Source organism: Methyloversatilis sp. XJ19-13, from assembly GCF_024580155.1.
GTDB lineage: Bacteria > Pseudomonadota > Gammaproteobacteria > Burkholderiales > Rhodocyclaceae > Methyloversatilis.
Genome location: NZ_JANINH010000006.1, coordinates 155467 through 181253 on the forward strand (window position 1 = coordinate 155467; position 25787 = coordinate 181253).

The 25787-nt window shown below is 65.9% G+C and carries 22 protein-coding genes; 8 read left to right on the top strand and 14 right to left on the bottom strand.

From position 1 onward, the window contains the following. Window positions 1–112 precede the first annotated feature (112 nt). The 9 genes from NMQ14_RS10135 to NMQ14_RS10175 form a co-directional block, all read right to left on the bottom strand. A complete protein-coding gene (locus NMQ14_RS10135) occupies window positions 113–2236 on the bottom strand; it encodes a PQQ-dependent dehydrogenase, methanol/ethanol family (RefSeq protein WP_257095734.1) in 2124 nt (707 codons plus the stop codon). A gap of 248 nt (window positions 2237–2484) precedes the next feature. Beyond that, entirely contained in the window at window positions 2485–3351 is an 867-nt protein-coding gene (locus tag NMQ14_RS10140; RefSeq protein ID WP_257095736.1) for a decaprenyl-phosphate phosphoribosyltransferase, read from the bottom strand. 32 nt (window positions 3352–3383) lie between these two features. Then, entirely contained in the window at window positions 3384–4889 is a 1506-nt protein-coding gene (locus NMQ14_RS10145; RefSeq protein WP_257095739.1) for a glycosyltransferase family 39 protein, read from the bottom strand. A gap of 3 nt (window positions 4890–4892) precedes the next feature. Beyond that, window positions 4893–5963, bottom strand: a complete 1071-nt coding sequence (gene aroG / locus NMQ14_RS10150; protein ID WP_257095741.1) for a 3-deoxy-7-phosphoheptulonate synthase AroG — start codon at window positions 5961–5963, stop codon at window positions 4893–4895. 111 nt (window positions 5964–6074) lie between these two features. Continuing rightward, a complete protein-coding gene (locus NMQ14_RS10155) occupies window positions 6075–6608 on the bottom strand; it encodes a DUF2062 domain-containing protein (RefSeq protein ID WP_257095743.1) in 534 nt (177 codons plus the stop codon). 59 nt (window positions 6609–6667) lie between these two features. After that, a complete protein-coding gene (gene tldD, locus NMQ14_RS10160; RefSeq protein WP_257080076.1) occupies window positions 6668–8155 on the bottom strand; it encodes a metalloprotease TldD in 1488 nt (495 codons plus the stop codon). A gap of 47 nt (window positions 8156–8202) precedes the next feature. Next, complete coding sequence (locus tag NMQ14_RS10165; RefSeq protein WP_069039704.1) at window positions 8203–8973, bottom strand: long-chain N-acyl amino acid synthase; 771 nt, start codon at window positions 8971–8973, stop codon at window positions 8203–8205. Between the two features lie 21 nt (window positions 8974–8994). After that, entirely contained in the window at window positions 8995–9813 is an 819-nt protein-coding gene (locus NMQ14_RS10170; protein WP_257095748.1) for a carbon-nitrogen hydrolase family protein, read from the bottom strand. 85 nt (window positions 9814–9898) lie between these two features. Then, entirely contained in the window at window positions 9899–13855 is a 3957-nt protein-coding gene (locus tag NMQ14_RS10175) for a YhdP family protein (protein ID WP_257095750.1), read from the bottom strand. A gap of 192 nt (window positions 13856–14047) precedes the next feature. Between NMQ14_RS10175 and glnE the strand changes: the two genes are divergently transcribed. The 3 genes from glnE (at window position 14048) to NMQ14_RS10190 (ending at window position 18260) form a co-directional block, all read left to right on the top strand. Continuing rightward, entirely contained in the window at window positions 14048–16783 is a 2736-nt protein-coding gene (gene glnE / locus NMQ14_RS10180) for a bifunctional [glutamate--ammonia ligase]-adenylyl-L-tyrosine phosphorylase/[glutamate--ammonia-ligase] adenylyltransferase (protein WP_257095752.1), read from the top strand. 36 nt (window positions 16784–16819) lie between these two features. Continuing rightward, complete coding sequence (locus tag NMQ14_RS10185) at window positions 16820–17188, top strand: YhbY family RNA-binding protein (RefSeq protein ID WP_257080105.1); 369 nt, start codon at window positions 16820–16822, stop codon at window positions 17186–17188. 97 nt (window positions 17189–17285) lie between these two features. Further along, the gene (locus NMQ14_RS10190) at window positions 17286–18260 is read left to right on the top strand and encodes a sulfite exporter TauE/SafE family protein (RefSeq protein WP_257095754.1); all 975 of its coding nucleotides are present in this window, start codon (window positions 17286–17288) and stop codon (window positions 18258–18260) included. Window positions 18261–18398: 138 nt separating this feature from the next. Here the strand turns inward: NMQ14_RS10190 and NMQ14_RS10195 are convergent, their stop codons facing one another. Next, window positions 18399–19100: a VIT family protein gene (locus tag NMQ14_RS10195; RefSeq protein WP_257080107.1), complete on the bottom strand. Its 702-nt coding sequence runs from the start codon at window positions 19098–19100 to the stop codon at window positions 18399–18401. Between the two features lie 67 nt (window positions 19101–19167). Between NMQ14_RS10195 and NMQ14_RS10200 the strand changes: the two genes are divergently transcribed. Continuing rightward, window positions 19168–19884: a rhodanese domain-containing protein gene (locus tag NMQ14_RS10200; protein WP_257095756.1), complete on the top strand. Its 717-nt coding sequence runs from the start codon at window positions 19168–19170 to the stop codon at window positions 19882–19884. 31 nt (window positions 19885–19915) lie between these two features. Here NMQ14_RS10200 and NMQ14_RS10205 read toward each other — a convergent pair whose 3' ends face one another. Further along, a complete protein-coding gene (locus NMQ14_RS10205; protein ID WP_257095758.1) occupies window positions 19916–20845 on the bottom strand; it encodes a DUF808 domain-containing protein in 930 nt (309 codons plus the stop codon). Between the two features lie 400 nt (window positions 20846–21245). Between NMQ14_RS10205 and NMQ14_RS10210 the strand changes: the two genes are divergently transcribed. Next, a complete protein-coding gene (locus tag NMQ14_RS10210; RefSeq protein ID WP_257095760.1) occupies window positions 21246–21785 on the top strand; it encodes a glycine zipper 2TM domain-containing protein in 540 nt (179 codons plus the stop codon). Window positions 21786–21836: 51 nt separating this feature from the next. Here the strand turns inward: NMQ14_RS10210 and NMQ14_RS10215 are convergent, their stop codons facing one another. Together NMQ14_RS10215 and NMQ14_RS10220 are read right to left on the bottom strand one after the other, a co-directional pair. Further along, window positions 21837–22466 carry a trimeric intracellular cation channel family protein gene (locus NMQ14_RS10215; RefSeq protein WP_257095762.1) on the bottom strand — a complete coding sequence of 210 codons (630 nt, stop codon included), beginning with the start codon at window positions 22464–22466 and terminating at the stop codon, window positions 21837–21839. A 111-nt stretch (window positions 22467–22577) separates the two neighbouring features. Continuing rightward, a complete protein-coding gene (locus NMQ14_RS10220) occupies window positions 22578–23000 on the bottom strand; it encodes a cyclic nucleotide-binding/CBS domain-containing protein (protein ID WP_257095764.1) in 423 nt (140 codons plus the stop codon). A gap of 145 nt (window positions 23001–23145) precedes the next feature. Between NMQ14_RS10220 and NMQ14_RS10225 the strand changes: the two genes are divergently transcribed. The 3 genes from NMQ14_RS10225 (at window position 23146) to NMQ14_RS10235 (ending at window position 24993) form a co-directional block, all read left to right on the top strand. Continuing rightward, complete coding sequence (locus NMQ14_RS10225) at window positions 23146–24069, top strand: DMT family transporter (protein WP_257095766.1); 924 nt, start codon at window positions 23146–23148, stop codon at window positions 24067–24069. A gap of 262 nt (window positions 24070–24331) precedes the next feature. Next, window positions 24332–24562, top strand: coding sequence for a CopG family transcriptional regulator (locus NMQ14_RS10230; RefSeq protein WP_257095768.1), 231 nt, complete (start codon window positions 24332–24334; stop codon window positions 24560–24562). A gap of 23 nt (window positions 24563–24585) precedes the next feature. Further along, window positions 24586–24993 (top strand): type II toxin-antitoxin system VapC family toxin, encoded by a 408-nt coding sequence (locus NMQ14_RS10235; protein WP_257095770.1) that lies wholly within the window; start codon window positions 24586–24588, stop codon window positions 24991–24993. A gap of 192 nt (window positions 24994–25185) precedes the next feature. On the opposite strand, the gene ssb is transcribed toward NMQ14_RS10235, so the two are convergent. Further along, window positions 25186–25719, bottom strand: coding sequence for a single-stranded DNA-binding protein (gene ssb, locus NMQ14_RS10240; RefSeq protein ID WP_257095772.1), 534 nt, complete (start codon window positions 25717–25719; stop codon window positions 25186–25188). Window positions 25720–25787: the final 68 nt, after the last annotated feature.

The window sequence follows — 25787 nt, forward strand, 5'->3', positions numbered from 1 at the left end:
TCCACATTCGTCGAACGGGCGAAAAAGTGCCCGCCGTAGCGGGCGCAAAGGAGGAGAAAAGTGCGTGCGGACGCCATCGGTGCACGGCGCCGATGGCGTCCGCTGCGGTTCCCTATTGCTTGGCCTGTTGCGTCGTCACGATGGCCTGGTTGCGCACATAGTGCTGCAGCGCCTCGAGGTCGGCATCAGTCAGCTCCGCATACTTCGGCATGCCGTTCTTGACCAGGGCGCCATCCAGCACCTTGCGCAACGTATCCTTCTTCAGGAACAGCTGCGATGCACGAAGATCGGGGGCATAGCCGCCCGATACGGCACCCGCGCTGTGGCACCACACGCAGGTGCTGGTGTAGAGCGCGCTGCCCCGTTCGACTTTTGCAGGATCCGGCTTGAAATCGGCCGGCACGATCGGTGTCGCGAAGGCGGGTTTGCCGACATCGGGCAGCGCAGCCTTTCCATCGAGCGCAAAGGTCAACAGCTGCCGCGTCTGGCCGCGATAGCCCCAGCCGTACTGCGCCATCGAACTGCCGCCACCGAGCGACACGCCTGCGCCGCCCCAGCCAACCAGGAGCGATACGTACTGCTTGCCACCGACCGAGTAGGTGATGGGCGGGGCGCTGATGCCGGAGCCCACATTGACCGACCACACTTCCTTGCCGGACAGCGCGTCATAGGCTGCGAACTTGCCGTCGATCCGGCCCTGGAACACCAGATTGCCGGCCGTCGTCACCGTGCCCGGGTTCCAGTAACTGGGCTGCGGTATCTCCCACACCTTCTTCTGGTTCACCGGATCCCAGGCGAGCAGTGACGCCACGCCCGCTTCCTTCGGAATGTCGCCGTGCAGGCTCATGTCGACGGCCAGATCAAGCTTCCAGTCCGGCTTCGTCCAGTCGAGCACATTGACCTTGCCGTCCTTGAACAGTGAAGGCAGTTCGGTTTTCGGGATATAGACCAGACCGGTCTTCGGGTTGAACGACATGGCGTGATAGTTGTGCGCACCGAACACACTGGGCCAGATCAGCTCTTCGCCATCTTCGTAGCGCGCGCCTTCGCGTTCGATCGGACGGCCCGTCTTCATGTCGATGCCGCTCGCCCAGGTCACCTTCTCGGCGAACTTTTCGGCCGAAAGCAGTTTGCCGTCCTTGCGATCGACCACGTAGAAGAAGCCGTTCTTCGGCGCATGCAGCAGCACCTTGCGCGAGTCCTTTCCATCCTTGAGCTTGAGGTCGCTCAGCACGATGTCCATGCTGGAGTTGTAGTCCCAGGTCTCGCCCGGCACGGTCTGGTAATGCCATTTGTACTTGCCGGTCTTCGCGTCCAGCGCAACGATGGAACAGAGGAACAGGTTGTCGCCGCCGCCCGGGCTGCGCGCTTTCTGGTTCCACGGGCCACCGTTGCCGGTACCGATCAGTATCTGGTCGTATTCCGGGTCGTAGGTGAAGCCGTTCCAAGTCTGGCCGCCACCACCCTTCTTCCACCACTCGCCCTTCCAGGTCTTCGCCGCCATGGCCTGCGTCTCGTCCTCGAAGCCATCGGCCGGGTTGCCGGGCACGACGTAGAACTTCCATGCCGGCTTGCCGGTGTCGATGTGATAGGCACTGACGAAGCCGCGCCCGCCGCCGAACTCCGAACCGCCGTTGCCGATGATGACCAGATCGCGGAAAGCGGTCGGATAGCCCGAGATGTAGAGCGACTGCTTCGGATCGAAGGTTTGCGTGCTCCAAAGCTTCTTGCCCGTCTTGGCGTCGAGTCCGATCAGGCGCCCGTCTATCGTCGCGATGACCAGCTTGCCCTTCCAGTAGGCGAGGCCGCGGCTGGAATCCCACATGATGCGCAGGCGATCGCCGGCATGCTTGATCGATTCCGGGTCGTACTCCCACAGCAGCTTTCCGGTCTTCGCGTCGAGCGCTCGCGTCTTGCTCCAGCTACCCGTGAAATACATGACGCCATCGACGACCAGAGGGGTGGCCAGCAGCGAGCGGTCATCCGGCAATGCCATCGACCATTCGAGCCCGAGCTTGCCGGCATTGCCGGCGTTGATCTGCTCCAGCGGGCTGTATCGCTGCATGCTGTAGTTGCGCCCGTACGACAACCAGTTCTCCGACTGCTTCATATCCTTCAACGCGGCGTCATCCACGGAGCCGGCAGCCAGGCCCGGTGCGGCAGGCAGGATGATGGAAAGGGCAAGCGACAGCGCGGCCATCGCACCCCTGCGCGGCGTGAACACTTGTGACTTCATGACATTGGCTCCTTGGCAGTTTTTAGAGATATCCCGAATGCGCCGCACCGTGACATGCCATCGTCGTGCAGCGCACCTCGGGTTGGGCGTACGCCACCCAGGAGCCGTTATCCCCGTATTGGTGCGCGACGTCAGGGGAATATGACATCAAGAAATCGGGGCGAGCCGGTCCAAAGCACAGAGATACTTTCCCTGGAAAAAATCGAAGCGGAAATTTGTGCGTTGCACACGCAACGCAGACCGGGCGATCAGCGCAACAGAAAAACCGTAACCGCCAGCCAGCCTGACATTGCGACGACCAGATGCGGGTCGCGGAACAGGTCGTGCGAGGGATCACCGCCGCCGCCGCGGCGGTGCAGCATGTACAGGTAGCGGAACAGCCCGTACAGCACAAAAGGCAGGGTGTAGATGAGATCGGACGTCCCGTGGATGCGTACGGTGTCTTCATCGACGGTGTACAGCGAGTACGCCACCACGGCGCAGGCGCCGGTAACGGTGATGAACTGGTCGAGCAGCGCGGGCGAGTAAAGATCGAGCACCTTGCGGTGCGCACCACCCGCCTCGTCCATCAACATCATTTCCGCCCTCCGCTTGGAAAAGCCCAGGAAGAGGGTCAGCAGCAGGCCGCACATCAGCAGCCAGTTCGACGGGGGAATATCCAGACCGGTTGTACCGGCCAGCAGCCGCAGCATGAAGCCGGCGCTGATCAGGAACACGTCGAGCACCACGACGCGTTTGAGGCCATAGCTGTAGCCGAAGTTGATCAACCCGTAGACACACAGCAGATGGACCAGCGTGTCACCGACCTGCCAGGCCAGCAGCAGCGAGCCGATCGAACAGGCCGACATCAGCAGGATGGCCACCGACGGCGACAGCGCACCGGATGCCAGCGGCCGCTGCCGCTTGGCCGGATGCAGCCTGTCCTGCTCGATGTCGCGCAGGTCATTCAACGCATACACCGCGCTCGACATCAGGCAGAAGGCGAGGAAGGCAATGAGGGCCGCCTGCACCGTGGCCGCGTTGTGCCAGGCGTGACCGAACAGCAGGCCGAAGAACACGAAGCCGTTCTTCACCCACTGGTGGGGTCGCAGCAACTTGAACGCGGCGGCAATCATGGTCGGTGGCCGGATGGCAAACCTTCGGGCATTCAGCGGAAGTAACGTTCTTCGAAAAAGCAGCCCTGCTGCGGCAGCCAGCCCGGAATCGCGTACCAGTAGCGGCGCGCCGGTTCGAGCACGCCGGCATGATAGGCCGTGAAATCGAAGCCGTGGCCGCGGATGCGCCAGAACTTCGCGCCGCGCACCGTGAGCAGGTCGACCTGCACGTCGCGGAAATACGGCGTGTAGTCGGTCAGCTCAGGCGCTTCCTTGCTGAGCACCAGCACATCGCGACCGTCGAGGCGGCGGAAATCGGTCAGCATGTCGTCGTGGCGCGCATGACTCGACGCCGGACCGAACACCGGCCAGTAACGCCGGTGGTTGTAGCCGACGGTGACCGACGGCGAGTAGCCGTCGGTCATCAGTTCGTAGCGATTCACGTCGTCGCCGAGCGCGGCGATCACTTCATCGGCCTTCACCGTCTGCACCACGCCGGCGTACTTGCGTTCGCCCAGCAGCGAGGCCCAGCGCTCGACCGGCTGGCTGGCCACCGCCAGCACGGCCGCCACATGCACGGCCGCGATCACGGCAGCGAACCTGATGGTCCGCTGCAGCGTCACATCGGACACGCTGCGGCCGTACAGCAGGAACACCAGTGGCACGAAGGAAAACACCCAGTGCAGGCCGATCGTCTTGACCAGCGACAGCAGACCGAAGATCGACAGCGGCACGATGACCAGCCAGGGCAGCGCCGCCTGACGCAGCCAGGCGCCCGGCGCGCGCAGCAGGCCCCAGACGACCATGGGCGTCAGCAGCCACACCATCATCGCGCCGTAAAGCAGCGGCGTTTCCCACGACAGGTGGGCGTTGCCATGGCGGTTGAACACGTTGAACATCACGTTCGCCCAGCAGTGCTGACTGTTCCACCAGGCGTTGTACAGCCCGGCCGGCAGTGCGCACAGCACGAGCAGCGCCAACGCCTTCCATTTCCAGACGGCCGGCCGCCACAGCGCCCAGCCGATGTAGGCGAAGCCGAGCAGTACGGCGAAGTACTTCGACAGGAAGGCGCCGCCCAGCAGCAGGCCACTCAACGCGAACAGCCCGTAAGTGCGGCCGCGCACGGCACTCAGGAACACCAGCGCCGACGCGACGCTGAAATACACCAGCGGAATGTCGGTCGTGATGAGTACGTCGAGTACGCTGGCCGGCGCGAGCAGCACCAGTGTGGCCACACCCCAGCGCGTGGCGTGCGGGTCGTCGCGCAGAAAGGCGAGCAGCATGAAGGACAGCAGCGCCGGCTGCAGGATGGCCGGCAGGCGCAGCCACCATTCCGCTTCGGACACGGCGATCAGCCCGGCGAGCCACCAGCCGACCATGGGCGGGTGGTCGTAGAAGCCGCCGGCGGGAATCCTGCCCCACCAGTAGAAATACGCCTCGTCGCCGGTGAATGGCAGCGCTGCGCCCAGCCAGCCGCGGAACAACAGCGTGAGCAGCAGCGCCACAAAGTAGAAACGGCGCCAGTTGTGGGCTGGCGCCGTTGCGGAGAACAGGCTCACCGATCAGTCGCGGTCGGCGATGGCACGACGGCGCGCGCGCACGGCTTCGGCCAGCGTGTCGAGCAGCTCTATGCTTTTCTCCCAGCCGAGGCAGGCGTCGGTGATGCTCATGCCGTACTCCGGCTCCTTGCCGGCGACCAGATCCTGACGGCCTTCCTTCAGGTGCGATTCCACCATGACGCCGAAGATGCGCTCTTCGCCGCAGGCGAGCTGGGCTGCAACGTCGCGCGCCACGTCCATCTGCAGCGCGCACTGCTTGCGGCTGTTGGCGTGCGAGAAGTCGATCATCACCTTGGCCGGCACACCGGCAGCAGCCAGTTCGCGGCACACCTTGTCGACCGCCTCGGCGTCGTAGTTCGGTTCCTTGCCGCCGCGCAGGATGACGTGACAGTCTTCGTTGCCCCCGGTCGTGACGATGGCGGAGTGGCCTGCCTTGGTGACCGACAGGAACACGTGAGGCGCCTGCGCCGACTTGATCGCATCGGACGCGATGCGCACATTGCCGTCGGTGCCATTCTTGAAGCCGACCGGGCAGGACAGGCCGGAAGCCAGTTCGCGGTGCACCTGGCTTTCCGTCGTGCGCGCGCCGATCGCACCCCAGGCGACCAGATCGGCTGTGTACTGCGGCGTGATGGTGTCGAGGAATTCGGTACCGGCCGGCAGACCCAGCTCATTCACTTCGAGCAGGATGCGGCGCGCCAGACGCAGGCCATCGTTGATCTGGAAGCTGTTGTCCAGATACGGATCGTTGATCAGACCTTTCCAGCCCACCGTGGTGCGCGGCTTTTCGAAATAGACGCGCATGACGATTTCGAGGTCGGCCGACAAACGCTCACGCTGTGCCATCAGCAGCTTCGCGTACTCCATGCCCGCCTTGTAGTCATGGATCGAACAGGGTCCGATGACGACCAGCAGCCGATCGTCGGCGCCGCGCAGGATACGGTGAATCGCCTGGCGCGCGCCGAACGTGCTCTGCGCAGCGACATCGCTGGCCGGCAGGTCTTCGAGCAGCTTCATCGGCGGGATGAGTTCGCGGATATCCTTGATGCGGACGTCGTCGGTGATCATTTGCATGTGAGCGTTCATGGCCTTCAGTTCGGGGACCGCGCAGGCACGGGAGCCGGTAAAAAGTTCGAGATTCTAACCCGGCGCGCGTTTTCGTTCGATGACGGCGCCGCGCGCAGGTCAGTGCAGACTGTCGTGCTTCGGATCGCGCCAGAGCAGATGAACAGCCAGGTAGCCGACGATCGCTCCGGTGCACGCCATGATGAACAGCCCGGTGACCAGCGGCATGCCGGCCGCACCGAGCCAGATCCAGAACCCTTCCAGCCAGCCGGTTGCGAGCTCGCCGATCTTTTCGGCCGACTGTTCGATGTTCTGCACCTCGCGGTCGGAACCCGGCCGGTCGAGCACGAAACTGCCCAGTTCGTAGGCCGCCCAGTAGATCGGCGGGAACGTGAATGGATTGGTGATCAGCGTACACCCTGCGCTGATGGCCACGTTTGCCCGCATCGCGAATGCCGTCGCGATTGCGAACAGGAACTGCGCGAACGGAATCATCAAGCCGAAGAACAGGCCGATCGATACGGCCTTGGCGACACTTTGCCGGTCGGCGTGCCACAGCCGGTCGTCGGACAGGTAGCGGGCAAACGGCGCCAGCCAGCGTATCGCGAGCAGTTGTTCGCGGGTGGGCATCCAGCGGGCGAGAAAGGGGGGCATGGGGTAAGCGCCGCAATCCAGGGGATGCGGCGGCAGTCAGTCAGTGATCGGGCTGTCGCTCAGGCGGTGCCGCCCACGGTCAGTCCGTCGATGCGCAATGTAGGCTGGCCGACACCGACCGGAACGCTCTGGCCTTCCTTGCCGCAGGTGCCGACTCCGCTGTCCAGTGCCATGTCGTTGCCGATCATCGACACGCGGGTCAGCGCGTCCGGACCATTGCCGATCAACGTTGCCCCCTTGATCGGATAGGTCACCTTTCCGTTCTCGATCATGTATACCTCCGCACCTGAAAACACGAACTTGCCGCTGGTGATATCGACCTGACCACCGCCGAAATTGACGGCATAGAGGCCTTTTTTTACCGAGCGGATGATTTCTTCCGGCTCGCGGTCACCATTGAGCATGTAGGTGTTGGTCATGCGCGGCATCGGCAGATGCGCAAAGCTTTCGCGCCGACCGTTGCCGGTGGGCGCCACACCCATCAGGCGCGCGTTCAGGCTGTCCTGCATGTAGCCAACCAGAATGCCGTCCTCGATCAGCGTCGTGCAGCGGGTCGGGTTTCCTTCGTCGTCTATCGTCAGCGAACCACGTCGATCCGGCAATGTACCGTCATCAACCACCGTAACGCCGCGCGACGCCACCTGCTGACCGATGCGCCCGGCGAAGGCGGAACTGCCCTTGCGGTTGAAGTCACCCTCCAGGCCATGGCCGATCGCTTCGTGGAGCAGGATGCCCGGCCAGCCCGGGCCGAGTACCACGCTCATCGTGCCGGCCGGCGCCGGACGTGCGTCGAGGTTCACCCGCGCCTGATGGACCGCCCGTGCCGCGTAGTCGCGCAGCACTGCATCGGTGAAATAACCGTAGTCGAAACGGCCGCCGCCGCCGCTGGAGCCCTGCTCGCGACGCGCACCGTCCTGCATGATGACGGTGACCGACACGCGCACCAGTGGCCGCACGTCAGCCGCCATGTGGCCGTCGTTGCGCATCACCAGCACGGTCTCATGGGTGCCGGCGATGTGCGCCATCACCTGCGTGACGCGGCTGTCTTCCGCGCGGGCATAGCTTTCGAGCCGCTCCAGCAGTTGCACCTTCGCGGTGTCACTGAGCGAAGCATGCGGGTTGGCGGCCGAATAAAGCGGTCGCGGCAGCTTCGCTTTGTTGGTCAGCGTGCGCGCAGTCAGGCTCTGGCCTTGAGACGCGATTGCACGCGTCGCGCGTGCTGCCGCTTCCAGCGCCGGAGCGCTGATTTCGTCCGAGTAGGCGAATGCGGTCTTTTCGCCCTGGATCGCGCGCACGCCCACGCCCTGCTCGATATTGAAGCTGCCCGACTTGACGATGCCCTCCTCCAGGCTCCAGGCCTCGCTGCACTGGTGCTGGAAATACAGGTCTGCGTAGTCGATGCGGTGTGAGGCGAGCAGGCCGAACACCCGGTCTAGGTCATTGCGCGCCAGATCGAAGGGTGCGAGCAGCGTTGACCGCGCGGTGTCCATCAGATCGAGGCGGGGTGATGCGGCCTTGATGCCGGTCGTGCGGGTGGAACCTGTCATGGGTCAGTGCATCCTCTTGAAATTTGGAGCCAGCGTCTCTGGCCAGCCTAGCGTCCGAGCCTGTCCGCGATGGCATCTTCTTCCTGTCGCGGGAAAAAATATTTGTACATCGACTTCTCTTCTTTCAGATCGCGCCAGCGCCCGCCCAGTTCATCAACCCGGCTGCGATACATTTCGCGCGTCAGCCTGAGCAGTACTGCGGGTGCGCCGACACGGCTGCACATGCGTTCCTCGGCGGCCGGCACGAAGGACAGATATTTCTCGTAGAACACGCGGTGGCGCGGGTTCACCTCGATCAGCACGTCGTCGCAGTGCTGCAACCGGAAGGCGTAGATGCACATCAGGTGGAACAAGGTGCCCATCAGGCGCTTCGACTTGACCGACTGTTCCACCGCAAACTTGCCGAATTCGCACACGCGACGCCCGTCTCCGCGCAACGCAGCCATCACGTCGGGGTAGGTTTCGTCGGCCGACAGTCCCGTGTCGGAATCGAGATTGACGGTAATCGTTCCATAGATGTGGCCGTCGAACTCGGCCACAAGGGTGATGCGGTTCGGTACCTCGTCGATCTGCTTCTTGGTGTGATAGCCACGCCACGAGTACATCTTCTCGATCAGCAGGCTGGTGCCTTCGCGCTTCTCGTTGTCGCTGCTCAGCAGGCGCACCCGGAACTTGTCCTTCTGCTGCGCCATTTCACGCGTGCCGGCGATGTCTTCCTGCTCGATGCACATGGAACGCAGCCGGTCGACGTCCATGACCGTGACTTCAGCCAGCGTGTGCGGAAACTGCGAATGTGGACGGGTAGGTTGATCAGCCATGATGACCTCAGCAACAAATGTTCAGCATGAAAGGCGTCGGTGCCCCAGAGCGGGAAGATTTTGACGGATTTCAACGAGATAGTCCTCGTTCAGATCACCTAGTACCACGCCCGGGCCACGCGCCAGACGATTCAGCACCTGACCCCACGGGTCGATCAGCATCGAATCGCCGAAGGTACGCCGCCCCGACGGGTGCACGCCACCCTGCGCCGACGCCAGCACGTAGCACTGATTTTCGACCGCGCGCGTGCGCAGCAGCAGTTCCCAGTGCGCGCGACCGGTCGTTTCGGTGAAGGCCGCCCCCAGCACCAGCAGCTTCATGTTGCCCAGCGCGCGGAAAAACTCCGGAAAACGCAGGTCGTAGCAGATCGACAGCCCGACCCGCCCGAACGGCGCCTCGAAGGCAACCGGCGTGCTGCCTGCCTCTATCGTGCGCGCTTCGTCGTAGTTCTCCGCCCCGCGCGTGAAGGCAAACAGGTGGATCTTGTCGTAGCGCGCCACTTGGCAGCCATCCGGTCCGTAGGCAAGACAGGTGTTGCGCACCTTGTCTGGCCGTTCGGCGACGAGCGGCACCGAACCGCCGACCAGCCAGACGCCGTGCCGCTGCGCGGCTTCTGCCATGAAGCGCTGAATCGGGCCATCACCCTCTGTTTCGCGAATCGCCACCTTGTCGGCTTCATCGCCCGAAATGAGCGCAAAATACTCGGGCAGCGCCACCAGCTTCGCACCCTGGCGGGCCGCTTCAGCGATCCAGTGCCCGGCTTCGTCGAGGTTCTCGGCGACGTTCGGGCCGGACACCATCTGCACGGCAGCAACGCGGGTCAGGGCTGAAGTATTCATGGCGAGCCTTTCAGTTTGATGATGCGCCGCCGCGGCGCGATTCGGCAACCGGCGCATCCGACAAGCGGACTGCGCACCCCGGGCATCAATTTTCGGCCTGCTTGCCCGTGGGTGGAGGCACCGCGAGCCTGGCCACGACCGGATCATCCCAGGAACCGGTCACACCATACTGGAAGGCGAAAATCTGGCCGAGCGGGTCGCGCAGCACCTTCTGCGCAAGGTAGGTGGCCACACCGACCGCCGGATTGGCGATCAGCACGCCGACCGACACGCTGTCGCTGAGCGCCGGCTGCACGCGCACGACCAGGTTCTGCGTTTCGGCCGCAATGTCGGCACCGCCGCTGATGCGCACGCGCGCAGCCGGCCCGGCCAGCTCGAAATCATCGGTTTTCATGATGCCACGCTCGACCGCGACATTGCCTTCGATCAGGTCGAACGCGAAACCTTCGCTGAACACGTCCCGGAAATCCAGCGTGATGCGGCGCGGCAGCGCCTGCAGACTGAGGATGCCGAGCAGGCGCCCGGCACCCGGGTTGATCTTGCTGAACTGCCCCTTGCTGACCGACAGCTTGAAGGCACCGGTCAGCGACGGATAGTCGATCGACAGCGGGTCGCCGTTCCAGCGCAGGCTGCCCTGCATGTCGGCGGCGCCCCGGCGCAACGTATCGGCGTGACCGAGCCGGTCGAGCAGCTTGCCGGCGTCGTCCGCCCTGATCGAGAAATCGAGCCGCGTCTCGCGCACGCCACCGGACGCACCGAGCGGCTTGCCCCAGGCGCCGCTGGCATCGAAACGGCCTTCCGGCAGTTCGAGCGCCAGACGGTCGATCAGCCAGGCGCGCCGCTCGTTGCTGGCCTGCAGCGCCAGCTTGCCCAGCATCTTGCCGTCGAGCACGAAGCGCGCGGCTTCAATGTCCAGCGCAGGCAGATCTTCGAGCACGTCGGCCGCGTCCGCCTCTGCATCGGGCAACGCCTGCACGCCCGGCTCGCCCGCCGTATTGATCAGCAACTGGTCGAAACGCGCCTGCAGGCGGCCTTTGCCCTGACCGGACCAGTTGATGCGGCCGCGCGCCTGCGTACTCGCCAGATCGACGTCCCAGGCGTCGCCCTGACGCTGCGCATCGGCCTTGACCTCATCGAGCCAGTGGTCCATCAGGCGCACATGCCTGGCGTCGAGGCGTACCCGGGCAAGCGGCAGTTCGTCGCCGCCGCTGTCCGCCGCACCGACCGTTACTTCGGCCGCCGGCCGCGGCGCGAATGCGCGGCGCAAGGCGTCGAGGTCGAGCGTGTCGGCACGCAGCGACAGCGCAAGCCCGCGCTCCGGCATCGCCGGCTGTTGCGGCAGCCCGATCGCGCCCCGGTCGATCACCCAGCCGGTCGGCGTCGCGCGCCGCACGATGTCGGCGCTGGCCAGTTCGCCGAGCGTGATGTGCAGCAATTCGCGGTCCGGACCGATGGCGGGCAGGCCGCGTCGGGCCGATTCACGCGGGTCGAGCGTGCCGATGCGTTCGATGCGCAGCGCCATGGGCTCGCCGGCCGCCTTGCCCAGTGGCGCCGGCAGCGTCGAGGTCAGCTGGGCGAGATCGGCGTCCAGCGTGATGTCCATGCCGTTGCGGCGCACGCCCAGGCGAGCCTGCCAGGCTGCCGTGCCGGCGAGCGCCGCCAGCCACGGCTGGCCCAGCTGGGTGCGCAGCGCGTCCATCGATGCGCGTCCGCTGGCGGTCACGTTCACCACGCCGCCGCCCGCCGAAGCGACGTCGAGCGTCATCGGAAAACCGAGCGCCGTCGCCTGTGCGCCGCGCACGGTGAGCGCGCTTTCGGTGAATGCGATCTTGCCGGCCGCATCGGTCAGCGGTGGCAGCGCATCGTCGATGACCAGTCGATTGCCGGCGAAGGTGAAGTCGCCTTCGATCTTTGCGTCCTGCGAGTGGCGCAGCGGTATGGCCAACGACACGTTGAGACGGCCATAGCCTTCGGCGCGCATGCCGCGGGTGAAGCCGTCGATGCGTCCGGCCACCGGGCTGATGTCGATGTAGCGCAGGAATTCCGACGTGACGCCGCTGGCAGAGCCGCGCACCAGCAACAATTCCTCTGCCCCGTCCAGGTCGGGGATTTCGGCCGTCGTGGTCCCCAGCTTCGTGTTCAGGATGCGGCCGTCGCGCGACGTGATGAGCATGCGCGCACCTTCGAACAGCACGTCGGCGTCAAGTCCGGTGATGGCCGGCCAGGTGCCTCCGAAGGCAACCGTCACGTCTTCGGCCTTCACCTTGACCTGAAAGACGCCGGGTCGCCCGCGATCGAACGGGAAATCGTCCAGCTTGCCGCGCAGCTTCAGCGTGGTGTCGGTAGAGCCGCCCGCCACCAGGGCCTCGCGCAGCCAATCGCGCGTGTCGGCACCGATATACAGCGGAAGGTAACGCCAGATGGCGCGCGCGTCGCTTCGCTGGAGGCGGCCGTCGAGATCGAGTTCGCCTGCGGTATTCGACAGCGTGCGGTAGCGACCGCTCAATTCGCCTTCTACATCGGCATTGCTGAACGCCACGGATTCGAGCGCGACGGTGGTTTCGCCGTCACTGCGCGACCAGCCGGCACGCAATTTGAAGCGGGTGAAAGTGATCTGCGGCTCGGCGAACACCGTCGGCAGGTCAAAGGTCAGTCCCGGCGCATCGACCAAGACGCTGCCGCGCGCATCGCTGCCTTCGAGCTTGCCGCTCAGACCGGCCACGCCGGGCACGTCGCCACGCGCATTGAAGCCGATGCGGTCGAGCCCGGCGCTGACGCGGAAGCCAAGCGGCGCCGCCAGCTCACCGTTCCATCCGGCGTCAAGGTCGGTCAGACGGCCGTGCGGCGCATGATCGCGCAGGCGCTCGCGCAACGAGTCGGGCAGCGGCATGAAGTCGGACAACCGGGTCAGCGCAGCGAGGTCGAGCACGCTGGCCGACACCTCACCCTGCCCGGCACGGCCGTCGGCGGCAGCCTGCCATTTCAGGTCGATGCTGGTGGGCCGCACGCGCACGCCGTCGCGCGTCAGCAACTGCAGCTGACGCGCATTGGCGGTGACCCGCGTGCGGCTCAGATGCTCGGCAGTGATGCGGCCGGACAGGCTGACCAGATCGAGCTGCGGCAGATCGGGCAGCAGGCGCAGCCTCACGTCCGACAGCGCCAGTTCGCCGGTGACCGCATTGAGCGTGGCGCCGTCGAAATTCGCCCAGGCGCGCACGGCACCGCGCCCCTGGGGCAGATCGACCGGATAGTCGACCCAGCGCTGCCAGATGGCGAGATCGGCGTTGTCCAGCGACACGTACAGTTCGCCTGAGGCGCCGGCAGGCAGGGCGATATCGGGCAGTTCCACGTCGCCACGCAGCTCCAGCTGCCGGGCCAGTTCCGCCGGCGGCGTGGCAAGCAGTCCGAAGCGGTGCCGGTCGCCCGCATTGTCCAGTCGCAGATTGACCTGGGTCAGCGTCAGCGGCGGCGCACCCGCGCGGGTTTCGTCATGCCATTCGAGCCGTGCATCGCGGATGTTGATCTGCCCCTGCGCCAGCAGCCACGGCAGAAAACCCCCTCGCGTGCCGTCCTGCCGCAGCGCGAGCCCGGCGACATGCAGCACGCCTGCCGTGTCGCGCCGGATCTGGAGTTCCGGGCTGTTGATGTCGAGCCGATGCAGGTGCATGCGCCCGCGCACCAGCGACGAAAACCCGAGTGCGGCATCGACCTGTTCCAGCCGCAGCGCCGGCTGGCCAGCTTCGTCGAGCAGGGTGACACCGCGCAGCGCCAGATGCGGGTGCAGACCGCTCCAGTCGGCGCGGATGCTGTCGATGCGCACCTCGCGCGCCAGCGCCTCGCCCACCAAGCCTTCGATCTGCGTGCGGTAGGCATCCACCTGCGGCAGCAGCAGGTGGCGCGCGCCGAGCACGACCACGGCCACGACAATCCAGGTGACCAACAGCACGTCGACCGCGCGGCCGGGCAGTCGCCCCCAGGACGGCCGCGCCGGGTGTGGGTCTGCGGACCGGTGGGTGACGTCGGCGGAGGAGGATTCGGACAAGATCAGGGCCTGCAGTCAAAAGGAGGATGACTGCGTTTGTGGGACGATGCGGGAGTTTACCCGCAACGTCGCACCCGGCGCGTTTTGTAGGGAGTCCTTACAACAGGCGCGCAAGGCGCCAGGCGGGCCGATGCACCGGGCCCGGCGCGTGCGCCGGCCCCGCCTTGTCATGACCGACCGCAGAGACGACACATGGACGCACCCACCGCTATTGCCCACGCCCGACGGCACAGCCGCTACCTCGACCGCCTGCTCGATGCCCGACCGGCGCTGATCGACGCGCTGACCGACACCCTGCAGGCGCATGCCAGTGCGGCTGTGCTCGAAGACTGGCTTGCGCAGACGCCGTTCGAGCCGGCCGACGAAGCCGGCATCAAGCGCGTGCTGCGCCACCTGCGGGCCCGCACGATGGCCCATCTGATCGTGCGCGATCTGTCTGGTCTGGCCGACCTGGACGAAGTGACCGAGGGCATGACGCTGCTGGCCGAACTGACGGTGCGCGTGGCGGCCGATCAGGCGCGCATCCCGCTCGTTGCGCGCTTCGGCGAGCCGCGCGGCGAATCGGAAGACGGCAGCGCCGGCGCCGTGCAGCCCTTCATCTGCATCGGCATGGGAAAACTGGGCGGGCGCGAGCTGAACGTCAGTTCCGACGTCGATTTCATCTTCGTATATCCGGAAAGCGGTGAAACCGATGCCGACACGCCCAACGGGCTCGGCAAGCGCATCGACAATTTCGATTTCTTCACGCGGCTGAGCCGCAAGGTGATCGAACTGCTGTCCGAAGTGACCGCCGACGGCTTCGTGTTCCGGGTCGACATGCGGCTGCGCCCGAATGGCGACAGCGGCCCCCTGGCGGTCAGTTTCGACATGCTCGAAAACTACTTCTTCACCCAGGGCCGCGAGTGGGAACGCTACGCCTGGATCAAGGCGCGCGCGCTGACCGGCAGCCGGCACGACGAGCTGGAGTCGCTGCGCAAGCCGTTCGTGTTCCGCAAATACCTCGATTTCGGCGCCATCAACGCGATGCGCGACCTGCACGCGCAGATCCGCCGCGAAGTGGCACGGCGCGACATGGCCGACAACGTGAAACTCGGCCCGGGCGGCATCCGCGAGATCGAATTCATCGCCCAGGTGTTCCAGTTGATCCGCGGCGGCCGCGAGAGCGCGCTGCAGATCCGTCCGACCCAGAAGGTGCTCGACCGGCTGGCGATGCGCGGCGTGATGACCGAAGAGGCGGTGGACGAACTGCATGCCGCCTACGTGTTCCTGCGTCGGCTGGAACACCGGCTGCAGTACCTCGACGACGCGCAGACGCACAAGCTGCCGGAAGACCCCGCCGACCAGGCGCTGATCGCCAGCGCGATGGGGTTCGACGACTACGCGGGCCTGCTGACCGAACTCGATGCGCACCGCGGCCGGGTCAGCCGGCATTTCGACGCCGTGTTCGGCGCCCAGGAATCGGACACCTCCGCGCCGCGCGCGCTGTGGCAGGACGCCGATCAGGGCGACGACTGTCGCAGTGCACTGGCCACGCTGGGCTTCAGCGAGCCGGACGAACTGTCGAACCGGCTGGCGGCGTTCAAGTCAGGCAGCCGCTACCGCCAACTGCCAGACACGTCGCGCAGCCGGGTTGATGCGCTGGTGCCCAAACTTCTCGAGGCATGCCGCGAAACACCGCACCCGACGGCCACCGCACTGCGCGGGCTCGATCTGCTCGAAGCCATCAGCCGGCGCGCCGCCTACCTTGCGCTGCTGGCCGAGTTTCCGCAGGCACTCGGGCAGGTGGCGCGCCTGATCGGTGCATCGAGCTGGGCCGCCGGCTATCTGGTGCGTCACCCCATCCTGCTCGACGAACTGCTGGATGCCCGGCTGCTGACCGCGGAACCGGAGTGGCCCGCCTTCGAAGCGGCGTTGCGCGTGCAGCTCGACGAACTGGGCGACGACACCGAGCGCCAGATGGACACCATGCGCGACGCCCATCACGCGCAGGTATTCCGCCTGCTGGCGCGCGACCTGGCGGGCGAACTGTCGGTCGAACGGCTGTCCGACCACCTGTCGGCGCTGGCCGACGTGATGCTGCGCGTCACGCTTGACCTGTGCTGGCGCAAGCTCGCACGACGCCATCGCGACGCACCGCGCTTCGCGGTCATCAGCTACGGCAAGCTGGGCGGCAAGGAGCTGGGTTACGCGTCCGATCTGGACGTGATCTTCCTGTTCGACGACGATCACGAATCGGCGCCCGAAATCTACGCCCGTCTGGCGCAGCGCCTGCTGACCTGGCTGTCCAGCCACACCAGCGCCGGCATCCTGTTCGAAACCGACACCCGTCTGCGGCCGAATGGTGAATCCGGCCTGCTGGTCAGTTCGGTCGAAGCCTTCCGCGACTACCAGCAGAAATCCGCCTGGGTGTGGGAGCACCAGGCGCTGACCCGCGCCCGCTTCTCGGCCGGCGACGTGCAGGTCGGCGAACAGTTCGAAACCATCCGCAACGAGGTACTGACGCGCGTGCGCGACCTCGCGACGTTGCGCGGCGAGGTGTTGGACATGCGGCGCAAGATGCGCGAAGGGCACGCCAACAAGTCCGACCTGTTCGACATCAAGCACGACCCGGGTGGTCTGATCGACCTCGAATTCGCGGTGCAGTACCTCGTGCTGGCCTACGCATCGCGTTACCCCGAATTGACCGGAAACCTCGGCAACATCGCGCTGCTGCGCATTGCCTCTCAGGTCGGCCTGCTGCCGGCGCTGGACGCGGTCGCCGCGGGCAACGCCTACCGCCGCCTGCGGCATCTGCAGCATGGCCTGCGCCTGAACGACGCGCCGAAGGCGCGCGTCGACCCGGCGCAGGTGGTCGTCGAGCGGGCAGCCATCACCGCGGTCTGGACGCGGCTGTTTCCGGATGCCGCGAACTTGACCGCCCCGCCCTGACTCAAACGATCATGAAACGATGCCGGAGCACCCGCCATGCCCATTAGCCGCTGGATACTTGTCGCCCTGCTTGCCGTGACGCTGGGCGGCTGCGCGACCTCCCCGCCGCGCCCGCCGGCACCGACCACCGACGAGATCGTGCAGATGTCGAAGGATGGACTGACGCCAGCCGAAATCATCCAGCGCATCGACGAAAGCGGCGGCCTGTATGCGCTGAAGGCATCGGAACTGGCCAATCTGCGCGAACAGGGTGTGTCCGACGAGGTGATCGACCACATGCAGCTCACGCTGATCGAAGCCACCCGGGCGCGCGAAGCCATGCGCGAGCGCGAACGCATGTGGATGTTCGGCTACCCCGGCTATCCGGGTTATCCGTGGGGTTACTGGCGGCGGCCGTTCTACTGAGTTCAAATACACCCCAGAGCTATACATAGAACGAAATATCACTTTTTGAGATAAGTATTGCTGGCTAGACTGCGCCCTCCCCAAGGAGTGCCGTGCAGTGAAAATCCGCCACATCGACACCCGCCCGACCGCCGTCGGGCAAGCCCACGAAGCGCTCGGCCTGCCGCCGGTGGAGCAGGTCATCGACCGCGCGCAGGCGCATCCGCTGGTCACCGTCGCTACCTGGCTGATCGGCTTCACGCTGTTCGGCCTCGCCACGGTGCTGCTGGTGCGCGGCCTGCCGATGAGCGATCCGGCCGCCGCGCTGGCCATCGTCATCGAGGTCGTCACGTCGGAGGAGTTCCTCACGGCTGCCGCCGTCGGTTTCGTTGCGCAGAGCATCGACGGCGCGCTCGGCATGGCTTACGGCATATCGGCCACCACCTTCCTGCTCGGCACCGGCGCATCGCCCGCGGTGGCCAGCGCCAGCGTGCACATCGCGGAAATATTCACCACCGGACTGTCCGGTCTGTCGCACCTGAGGCTGGGCAATGTCGATCGCAAGCTCATGCTGCGTCTGCTGGTGCCCGGCGTGATCGGCGGCGTGCTGGGCGCGCTGGTCGTCACCCAACTCGACGGCGCGGCGCTCAAGCCCTGGATTTCCGGCTACCTGCTGCTGATGGGCCTCTACGTGCTGACCAAAGCCTGGCGCCATCGGCGCAAGCCGGCGCAGGAACCGAAGCATGTCGCCAAGCTGGCGCTGTTCGGCGGTTTCGTCGATGCGGCGGGCGGCGGCGGCTGGGGTCCGGTGGTCACGACCAGCCTGGTCGGCGCCGGTCAGGACCCGCGACGCACCATCGGCTCGGTGAACTTCGCCGAATTCTTCATCGCCATCGCCAGTGCCGGCGCCTTCGTGCTGTTCATCGACGCCGCACCGTGGGCCACCGTCGCCGGGCTGGTCGCCGGCGGAATGTTCGCCGCGCCGCTGGCCGCCTTCCTGTGCCGGGCCCTGCCGGCGCGCGCGCTGCTCGTGCTGGTCGGCCTGCTGATCAGCGCGCTCAGTGCATACAACCTGTGGAAGGCACTCGGATGAGCGCAGTGGCAAGACGAAAGCGTCAATTTGCAAGGGTGGAATCGACGCGTTGAAAGGCGATCGGAGCCAAGATCGCCGAAACAAGGGCCATCCGGGCACCGCGCATCCCGCCACCGGATGAACGACGCGCGATCCGGATCAGACTGCAACACCGAACCAGGATCCGACCAGTGCAGTGAGTGCCATAGCCGCAGCGCCCCAGAAGGTGACGCGCAGCGCCCCCCTCAGCGGCGACGCGCCGCCCACGCGCGCCGCGACCGCACCCAGCAGCATCAGAGAAACCAGTGACGTGACGATCACCACCGTGGTCAGGGTGTCTTCCGCAGCCAGCACGACGGCGAGCAGAGGGATGCCGGCGCCCGCCGCGAAGGCCAGCGCCGATGTCAGAGCGGCCTGCAGCGGACGCGCCTGTCCGTCGACCGGAATCCCCAGTTCGTCACGCGCATGCGCCTGCAGCGCGTCACGCTTCATCAGCTGGCGCGCCACTTCGTCCGCGGTCACCGGATCGAGCCCTCGCCCGACGTAGATGGCTGCGAGTTCGCTCATTTCATGGACCGGATCACTTTCCTGTTCGCGCCGCTCCTGCTCGATGTCCGCCCGTTCCGTATCCGCCTGCGAATGGACAGACACGTATTCGCCGGCCGCCATCGACATGGCGCCGGCCACCAGCCCGGCCACGCCGGTCAGCAGCACGACCTGCGGCGTCGCGTGCGCGGCCGCCACGCCGGCGATCAGGCTGGCGGTCGACACCACGCCGTCGTTCGCCCCGAGGACGGCGGCGCGCAGCCAGCCGCTGCGGTGACTGCGGTGCATTTCCTTGCGCGAGGCGCGGATCGTCATGGTTCAGTCATCAATACTGTGCACAGACCACACGGTATACTTTCCGGCCGTCCTGACCGAGTCACTCATGTCCCGTTTCGCCAACATCGCCGCCTATCGCTTCGTACGACTGGACGAGCGCGACACACTGCGTACGCGCATCCACGCGGCCGCGCACGCGCGCGGCCTGCTGGGCACAGTGCTGCTGGCGACCGAAGGCATCAATCTCTTTCTCGCCGGCACGACCGACAGTCTGCGCGCCTTCCTTGCAGAACTGGCTGAAGACCCTCGCCTTGCGGGGCTTGACGCGAAATGGAGCTATTCCGACACGGTGCCTTTCAAGCGTCTGCGCGTGCGCCTGAAGAAGGAGATCGTCACGGTTGGCGCGCCGGATTTCGATCCGGCCGAGACGCCGGCGCCCTACCTGCCGCCGGCAGAGCTGAAGCGCTGGTACGACGAGGGCCGCCGTTTCGTCATCATCGACACGCGCAACCGATGGGAAGTGGATCAGGGCAGCTTCGACCACGCGCTCGACCCGGGTGTCGACAGCTTCGGTCAGTTCCCGGCGGCGCTCGAACAGTACGCCGAACTGAAGGACACGCCCATCGTCACCTTCTGCACCGGCGGCATCCGCTGTGAAAAGGCCGCGCCACTGATGAAGCAGGCCGGCTTCACGCAGGTGTATCAGCTCGAAGGCGGCATCCTGCGCTACTTCGAAGAGGTTGGCGGCGCGCACTGGCACGGCAACTGCGTCGTGTTCGACGAGCGCGGCGCACTGAAACCCGACCTCAGCCCGGCGGGCTGAGCGCGCGGGCGCTCTCCGCAATAACAGACCGTTATGCGCCCCGGGCGCCGCGCAGCTTCTTCACGCCCAGCACGACAGCCAGCGTGAGCGCGCCAGCGACGATGCCGGTCAGCGCGTCGGCGATGAAGGGCAGCAGCACGCCGGCCACCGTGCCGGCAGACTGCGATACCGTTTCGGTCAGGCGGTGGATTGCGTCGTGCAGCAGCGGAATGCCGTGCGTCAGGATGCCGCCGCCGACCAGGAACATCGCCGCCGTGCCGGCGACCGACAGGAATTTCATCAGCCACGGCGCGGCCGTCAGGATGCCGCGTCCGAAGGCACGCAGCGGTGCCGAGCCTGAACGACTGAGGTAAAGCCCGCCGTCGTCCAGCTTCACGATACCCGCCACCAGACCGTACACGCCGATGGTCATGATGGCAGCGATGCCCGCCACCACGGCAACCTGGGTGGCGAATGGCGCATCCGCAACGGTGCCGAGCGTGATTGCGATGATTTCCGCCGACAGGATGAAGTCGGTCCGGATCGCGCCCTTGATCTTGTCCTTTTCCAGCGCGACCAGATCGATTTCCGCATCGGCCAGCGCCGCCAGATGTTCCTTGCGCTGCGCCACGTCCTCGTCCGGGCTGTGCAGGAACTTGTGCGCCAGTTTTTCGAAGCCTTCGTAACAGAGGAACAACCCGCCCACCATCAGCAGCGGCGTGACCGCCGCGGGCACGAAAGCACTGATGGCCAGCGCCGCCGGCACGAGAATGAGCTTGTTGCGCATCGAGCCCAGCGCCACCGCCCACACCACAGGCAGTTCGCGGTCGGCCTTGACGCCCGCCACCTGCTGCGCATTCAGTGCCAGATCGTCGCCCAGCACGCCAGCGGTCTTCTTCGCGGCAATCTTGGTCAGCACCGATACATCGTCCAGCACGCTGGCGATGTCGTCGATCAGTGCAAGAAGGCTGGCGCCAGCCATATCGATATCCCGTTGTGAAGGTTTGCCGCGCGGATCCGCTCGGCATGAGTCGCGTCGCATGCTACCCGAAGACCGCCTGCGCCGGCACCCGGGCATCTTTGTAGGACGGGGCCGACAGCCGGTGCGCCCGATGCTGACTGGCCACCTGCTGCGCCACTCTTAAGCTCTTGTCACGGCTTCATGTCATCCACTTTCGCCACCCGATTGAATACCGACCGGAGAAACCGATGTCCGCGGCCCAACTTCTGATGTGCGCATTGATGCTGATCGCCACCGTTGCGCTGATCGTGACCGGCCCGGACGACGGGCCCGTCGAGCAGGCCGCCGCAGCGGCCAGTGAAAGCCTGTTGTCACTGACCCGGATCCTGAATCACTGAATCTGACCACGAGACCGACCATCATGAAACAGACCGCCAGAAAGATCGCCGGCACCGCCGGCCTGATCAGTTGTTGCTTCATGCTCGCCGCGTGCGATCCGCAATCCACCTTCCCGATCAGCCCGCAATCCGGCGCCGTGGAGCCGGAAAAGCAGGAACGAGCAACCACGGTCACCCGGAAATCGGATGAACCCCGAACGGTCGCAGCAACGCCGGCACCGGCCATACGCGCCGATCTGGGCGAAGTCATCGCAGTGGATCCCATCGTGGCCGAAGGTGAAGCCAGCGGTGTCGGCGCAGCCGTGGGCGGTGTGGTGGGCGGCCTGCTCGGCAACCAGATCGGCAGCGGCAGCGGCCGCAAGGTCGCCACCGCCGTCGGTGCAGTCGGTGGTGCGGTCGCCGGCCACACGATCGAAAAGAACCGCAACGAACATGTAACCGGCTACCGCGTGAGCGTGCGCATGGATACCGGCGAGCAGCGCAGCTTCACTGAAAGCGCCGATACCCCTGTGCGCGCCGGAGACCGGGTGCGCGTGATCGGCGGCAATCTGCAGCGCACCTGACGTCAGCATCCGGCGTCTGCATCCGGCGTGAATTCGCAGGCGCCCCGGACATCACTCCTCGCGCCAGCCCGGTACCGACCATCCGGTCAACACCGCCAGCAGGCGCAGACCGGCGATCAGCACCACTGCGACACCGAGCGACACCAGCGGCGTGACGGCGAGCGCATTCATGCCCAGATAGACCCAGGCGCCGACGAAGGCGCACAGCGCATACGGACGGTGGTCGCGGAACACGTAAGGCACTTCGTTGCAGATCACGTCCCGCATGACACCGCCGAATACGCCGGTGATGACGCCCATCATCGCCGACACGAACACCGGCATGCCCGCCTCATAAGCCAGGCCGACGCCGGTCACGGTAAACAGCCCCAGGCCAAGAGCGTCCGGAAGCAGGATGGCACGTTCGGTGAAACGGTGATGGCGCGCGCGCAGCCAGGGCACAGCCGCCAGCGACAGCAGGAAGATCAGCCACACATGGGCCTGGTGTTCGACCCAGAAGAAGGGCCGGCGGTCGAGCAGCACGTCGCGCACCGTACCGCCACCAAACGCCGTGATGAAGGCAACCGCGAACACCCCGACCACGTCCATTCGACGGCGCGCCGCTTCGATGAAACCGGACAGGGCAAACGCAAGGGTGGCCGCGAATTCGATCGCGGCGATCAGGAGCTGGAATCTGGGCATCGCGCGATTCTAGGGTCTGTCGCCAGTGAATAGCGGGCCGCGCGCGCCGCCCTGGCCATGCGCAGGGCGCGGGCGGGTCGGGAAGCCCCGCATCGCCCGTGCCGCCTTCAGTCAGCAGATACGTTCCCACAGGCTGGTTTCGTCACCCAGGCGCTCGAACTCCACGCCATTGAAATCACCGCGCGACACCACGCCGAGAATGCGTCCGCCCTCGACCACCGGCAGGTGGCGGTAGCCGCCGTCACTCATCGCGCGCAACGCGTCGAGCGAGGTTTCGGCCGGACCGATGGTGCGCGGATCGGGGGTCATTGCAACCGCAAGCCGGGTGTCTGGTCCGTCATGGCCCTCTGCCAGGATGCGCACGGCATCGCGACCGGTGAAGATGCCGGCCAGCGTGCCCTGGTCATTGACGACCAGCACGGCACCGACGCGGCGCTCCCACATGCGGCGGCAGGCGTCGCCAACCGTCTCACCGGTGGTCAGCAACAGCGGATCCTGATCCTTGATGACAAGTCCGATGCAACGCTTTTTCATGTCTGCTCCCGCTTCAGTCGGAACCCATGCTCCGTAACCGAACAATAGTCCGGACTACGTTCCATTTCTTGAGCCTGATCAGCTTCCGGCCCTGCCGGAAGCCGGGTCGGCTAAGCTCTGGACCGCCCGCCCCCTCCGACACACCATGAGTGCCATTGAAGCGTCCCCGTCATCCCGCCTGGGCGGCTATCTCGCCGCCGCCGGCACCGTCGCCATCTGGACCGGCTTCATCCTCGTGTCACGCATGGGTGGAAAAAGCGCGCTGACGCCCTACGACACGCTGGCGCTGCGTCTGGGCACGGCCGCCCTGCTCCTGCTGCCGTTCGCCGGCAGCCTGCCGCGCGGCGCCTGGCGCGACGGCCGGCTGTGGTCGCTGGCCATGATGGGTGGCCTGCTCTACGGCGTGCTCGCCTTCGCGGCGTTCAAGTTCGCCCCGGCCGCGCACGGCGCCATCCTGCTGCCCGGCATGCAGCCCTTCCTGATCGCCGCCGTCGCCTGGGCAATCAGCGGCGCACGGCCCGGCGGCGCCAGCGTCGCCGGGCTGCTGTTCATCGCGGTGGGCATCGCCTGCGTGGCGCGACACGAACTGGTCGGCCACGGCAGCTGGACCCCCGAACTACTGATCGGCGACGCACTGCTGCTCGGCAGTTCGCTCGCCTGGGCCATCTACTCGGTACTGGCCAGGAAATGGGCCTACGACCCGTGGACGCTGACCCGCTTCGTCGCACTGGCGTCCGCACTCGTGTTCCTGCCGGTCTATCTGCTGTGGCTGCCGAAAGCGCTCGACGCCGTACCGCCGTCGATGCTCGCGCTGCAGGGCCTTTACCAGGGCGTGGCCGTCACCATCGTCGCCATGGTGCTGTTCCTGAAGGCGGTGGCGGTGCTGGGGGCACAACGCACCGGCGCACTGGTGGCACTGGTGCCTGTGCTGGCCGGCGTGATGGCCGCGCCACTGCTGGGCGAGGCGCTGTCCGGCTGGCTGATCGCCGGCCTGCTGTTCGTATCGGCCGGCGCCTTCGTGGCGGTCAGACCCGGGCGCAGAAAGACCAACGGTGCGCTGAAAACTTAGGCAGACGCGCAGGCGTTTGACGCGTCGTACCGGAACAGCGAGTGTGCGGTCGATCGAATCGATGTCGAGGTCGCGCACGTTGGCGAATCAACATGCGCCGTCCAGCGGTGCGCTCCCGCCCGAAGTAAAGGGGCCGCCGACATCCATCTGCACCCACCCGGACTGGGCCGCGGGGCGATGCGCGCGTGAGTTTGACGCGCTCATCAGGCAACATATACTTTGAAATATACTTGCCTTGTCGATCGTAAGAGGAGTCGCCGCCATGTCGCAAATCACGTTGTATCTGGACGATGCCACGCAGGCGTTGGTGGAACAGGCAGCGCAGGCCAATGGTGTGTCGAAAAGCCGTTGGGTGGCCGACATCATCCGCAAATACGCAGCCCAGGAGTGGCCGCAGGATTGTCTGGATTCAGCCGGGCGTTTTCCCGATTTTCCGTTGCGCGAGGACAGTACGGTCGCCCAGCCGGCTGACTCGCCGCGCCTGGATTTTTGAGTGCAGGAACTGGATCGCCTGCCATGTTGATTCTCGACAGCAACACCATCAGTTACTACTTTCGCGGCGATCCTCAGGTCGTGCTGCATCTGCAAGCGCTGTCGCCAGCTGATGTTGCCGTCCCGGCCATTGTGGAATACGAGCTTCGCTACGGTCTTTTGCGATTGCCGCCGCTGGCGGCCGTTCCCCGTCTGGCGGCATTGGCCGCCTTGCTGCGACCGATGCAGGTGTTGCCCTTCGATAGCGAGTGCGCCGCCCAGGCAGCCCGTCTGCGCGCCGAACTCGAGGCAACGGGCACGCCCATCGGCCCGCACGATACGCTGATCGCAGCCACGGTATTGCGTCATCAGGCCACGCTGGTCACGCGCAATGTGCGCGAATTCTCCCGCGTGCGGGGATTGCAGTGGCTGGACTGGCACGAAGCCGATTGAGCGCCCTGAACATGCCTCCGGCGTACCCAGGCAGGCATTGTCCAACGGCCTGTTGGACAGTCGTTTCGACGATGCAGCAGATTTTCCGCCAGCCAGTCGTTCACCAGCCGGCTGAACCCACCACATCGTGCCGCAGGAAGACAAACGGCGCGCCCTGAGGCGCGCCGTCACTTTCATTCCGGGCGAACCGGATCAGAACGGGATGTCGTCGTCCATGCCGCCGAATCCGCCCGAACTGCTGGCCGGGGCGGACTGCGGAGCGGGCTTCTGCGGCGCGCGCGCGGCGGGCGCCTGGCGCGGCGATTGATCGAAATCGTCGCCCCCGCCGCTGCCGCTGCCGCCGGCACCTCCGCTATAGCCTTCGTTGCCGGCACCGCCGCCGCCCATGCCCTGGCGGCTGCCCAGCATCTGCATCTGGTCAGCGCGGATTTCGGTCGTGTAGCGGTCGTTGCCGTCCTTGTCCTGCCACTTGCGGGTGCGCAGGCTGCCTTCGACATACACCGCCGAACCCTTGCGCAGGTACTGGCCGGCGATTTCGGCCAGCCGGCCGAAGAAGGCAACGCGGTGCCACTCGGTCATTTCCTTCTTTTCGCCGGTCGCCTTGTCCTTCCAGCTGTCAGTCGTCGCGACGGTGATGTTGCAGATCGCGTCGCCATTCGGCGCGTAGCGGGTTTCCGGGTCCTTCCCGAGATTGCCGACCAGAATGACCTTGTTCACTGAAGCCATGATTTCTCCCCCGGAGTGTCTTTGAACGTGCGCCCCGACGAGGCCCACGGACTGCATGATCAAAACGG

Excerpts from the sequence above, each read along its gene's own strand:
- NMQ14_RS10135 (WP_257095734.1), bottom strand. The coding sequence starts at position 2,236 with ATGAAGTCACAAGTGTTCACGCCGCGCAGGGGTGCGATGGCCGCGCTG.
- NMQ14_RS10140 (WP_257095736.1), bottom strand. The coding sequence starts at position 3,351 with ATGATTGCCGCCGCGTTCAAGTTGCTGCGACCCCACCAGTGGGTGAAG.
- aroG (WP_257095741.1), bottom strand. The coding sequence starts at position 5,963 with ATGCAAATGATCACCGACGACGTCCGCATCAAGGATATCCGCGAACTC.
- NMQ14_RS10155 (WP_257095743.1), bottom strand. The coding sequence starts at position 6,608 with ATGCCCCCCTTTCTCGCCCGCTGGATGCCCACCCGCGAACAACTGCTC.
- tldD (WP_257080076.1), bottom strand. The coding sequence starts at position 8,155 with ATGACAGGTTCCACCCGCACGACCGGCATCAAGGCCGCATCACCCCGC.
- NMQ14_RS10165 (WP_069039704.1), bottom strand. The coding sequence starts at position 8,973 with ATGGCTGATCAACCTACCCGTCCACATTCGCAGTTTCCGCACACGCTG.
- NMQ14_RS10170 (WP_257095748.1), bottom strand. The coding sequence starts at position 9,813 with ATGAATACTTCAGCCCTGACCCGCGTTGCTGCCGTGCAGATGGTGTCC.
- glnE (WP_257095752.1), top strand. The coding sequence starts at position 14,048 with ATGGACGCACCCACCGCTATTGCCCACGCCCGACGGCACAGCCGCTAC.
- NMQ14_RS10185 (WP_257080105.1), top strand. The coding sequence starts at position 16,820 with ATGCCCATTAGCCGCTGGATACTTGTCGCCCTGCTTGCCGTGACGCTG.
- NMQ14_RS10195 (WP_257080107.1), bottom strand. The coding sequence starts at position 19,100 with ATGACGATCCGCGCCTCGCGCAAGGAAATGCACCGCAGTCACCGCAGC.
- NMQ14_RS10200 (WP_257095756.1), top strand. The coding sequence starts at position 19,168 with ATGTCCCGTTTCGCCAACATCGCCGCCTATCGCTTCGTACGACTGGAC.
- NMQ14_RS10205 (WP_257095758.1), bottom strand. The coding sequence starts at position 20,845 with ATGGCTGGCGCCAGCCTTCTTGCACTGATCGACGACATCGCCAGCGTG.
- NMQ14_RS10210 (WP_257095760.1), top strand. The coding sequence starts at position 21,246 with ATGAAACAGACCGCCAGAAAGATCGCCGGCACCGCCGGCCTGATCAGT.
- NMQ14_RS10215 (WP_257095762.1), bottom strand. The coding sequence starts at position 22,466 with ATGCCCAGATTCCAGCTCCTGATCGCCGCGATCGAATTCGCGGCCACC.
- NMQ14_RS10220 (WP_257095764.1), bottom strand. The coding sequence starts at position 23,000 with ATGAAAAAGCGTTGCATCGGACTTGTCATCAAGGATCAGGATCCGCTG.
- NMQ14_RS10225 (WP_257095766.1), top strand. The coding sequence starts at position 23,146 with ATGAGTGCCATTGAAGCGTCCCCGTCATCCCGCCTGGGCGGCTATCTC.
- NMQ14_RS10230 (WP_257095768.1), top strand. The coding sequence starts at position 24,332 with ATGTCGCAAATCACGTTGTATCTGGACGATGCCACGCAGGCGTTGGTG.
- NMQ14_RS10235 (WP_257095770.1), top strand. The coding sequence starts at position 24,586 with ATGTTGATTCTCGACAGCAACACCATCAGTTACTACTTTCGCGGCGAT.
- ssb (WP_257095772.1), bottom strand. The coding sequence starts at position 25,719 with ATGGCTTCAGTGAACAAGGTCATTCTGGTCGGCAATCTCGGGAAGGAC.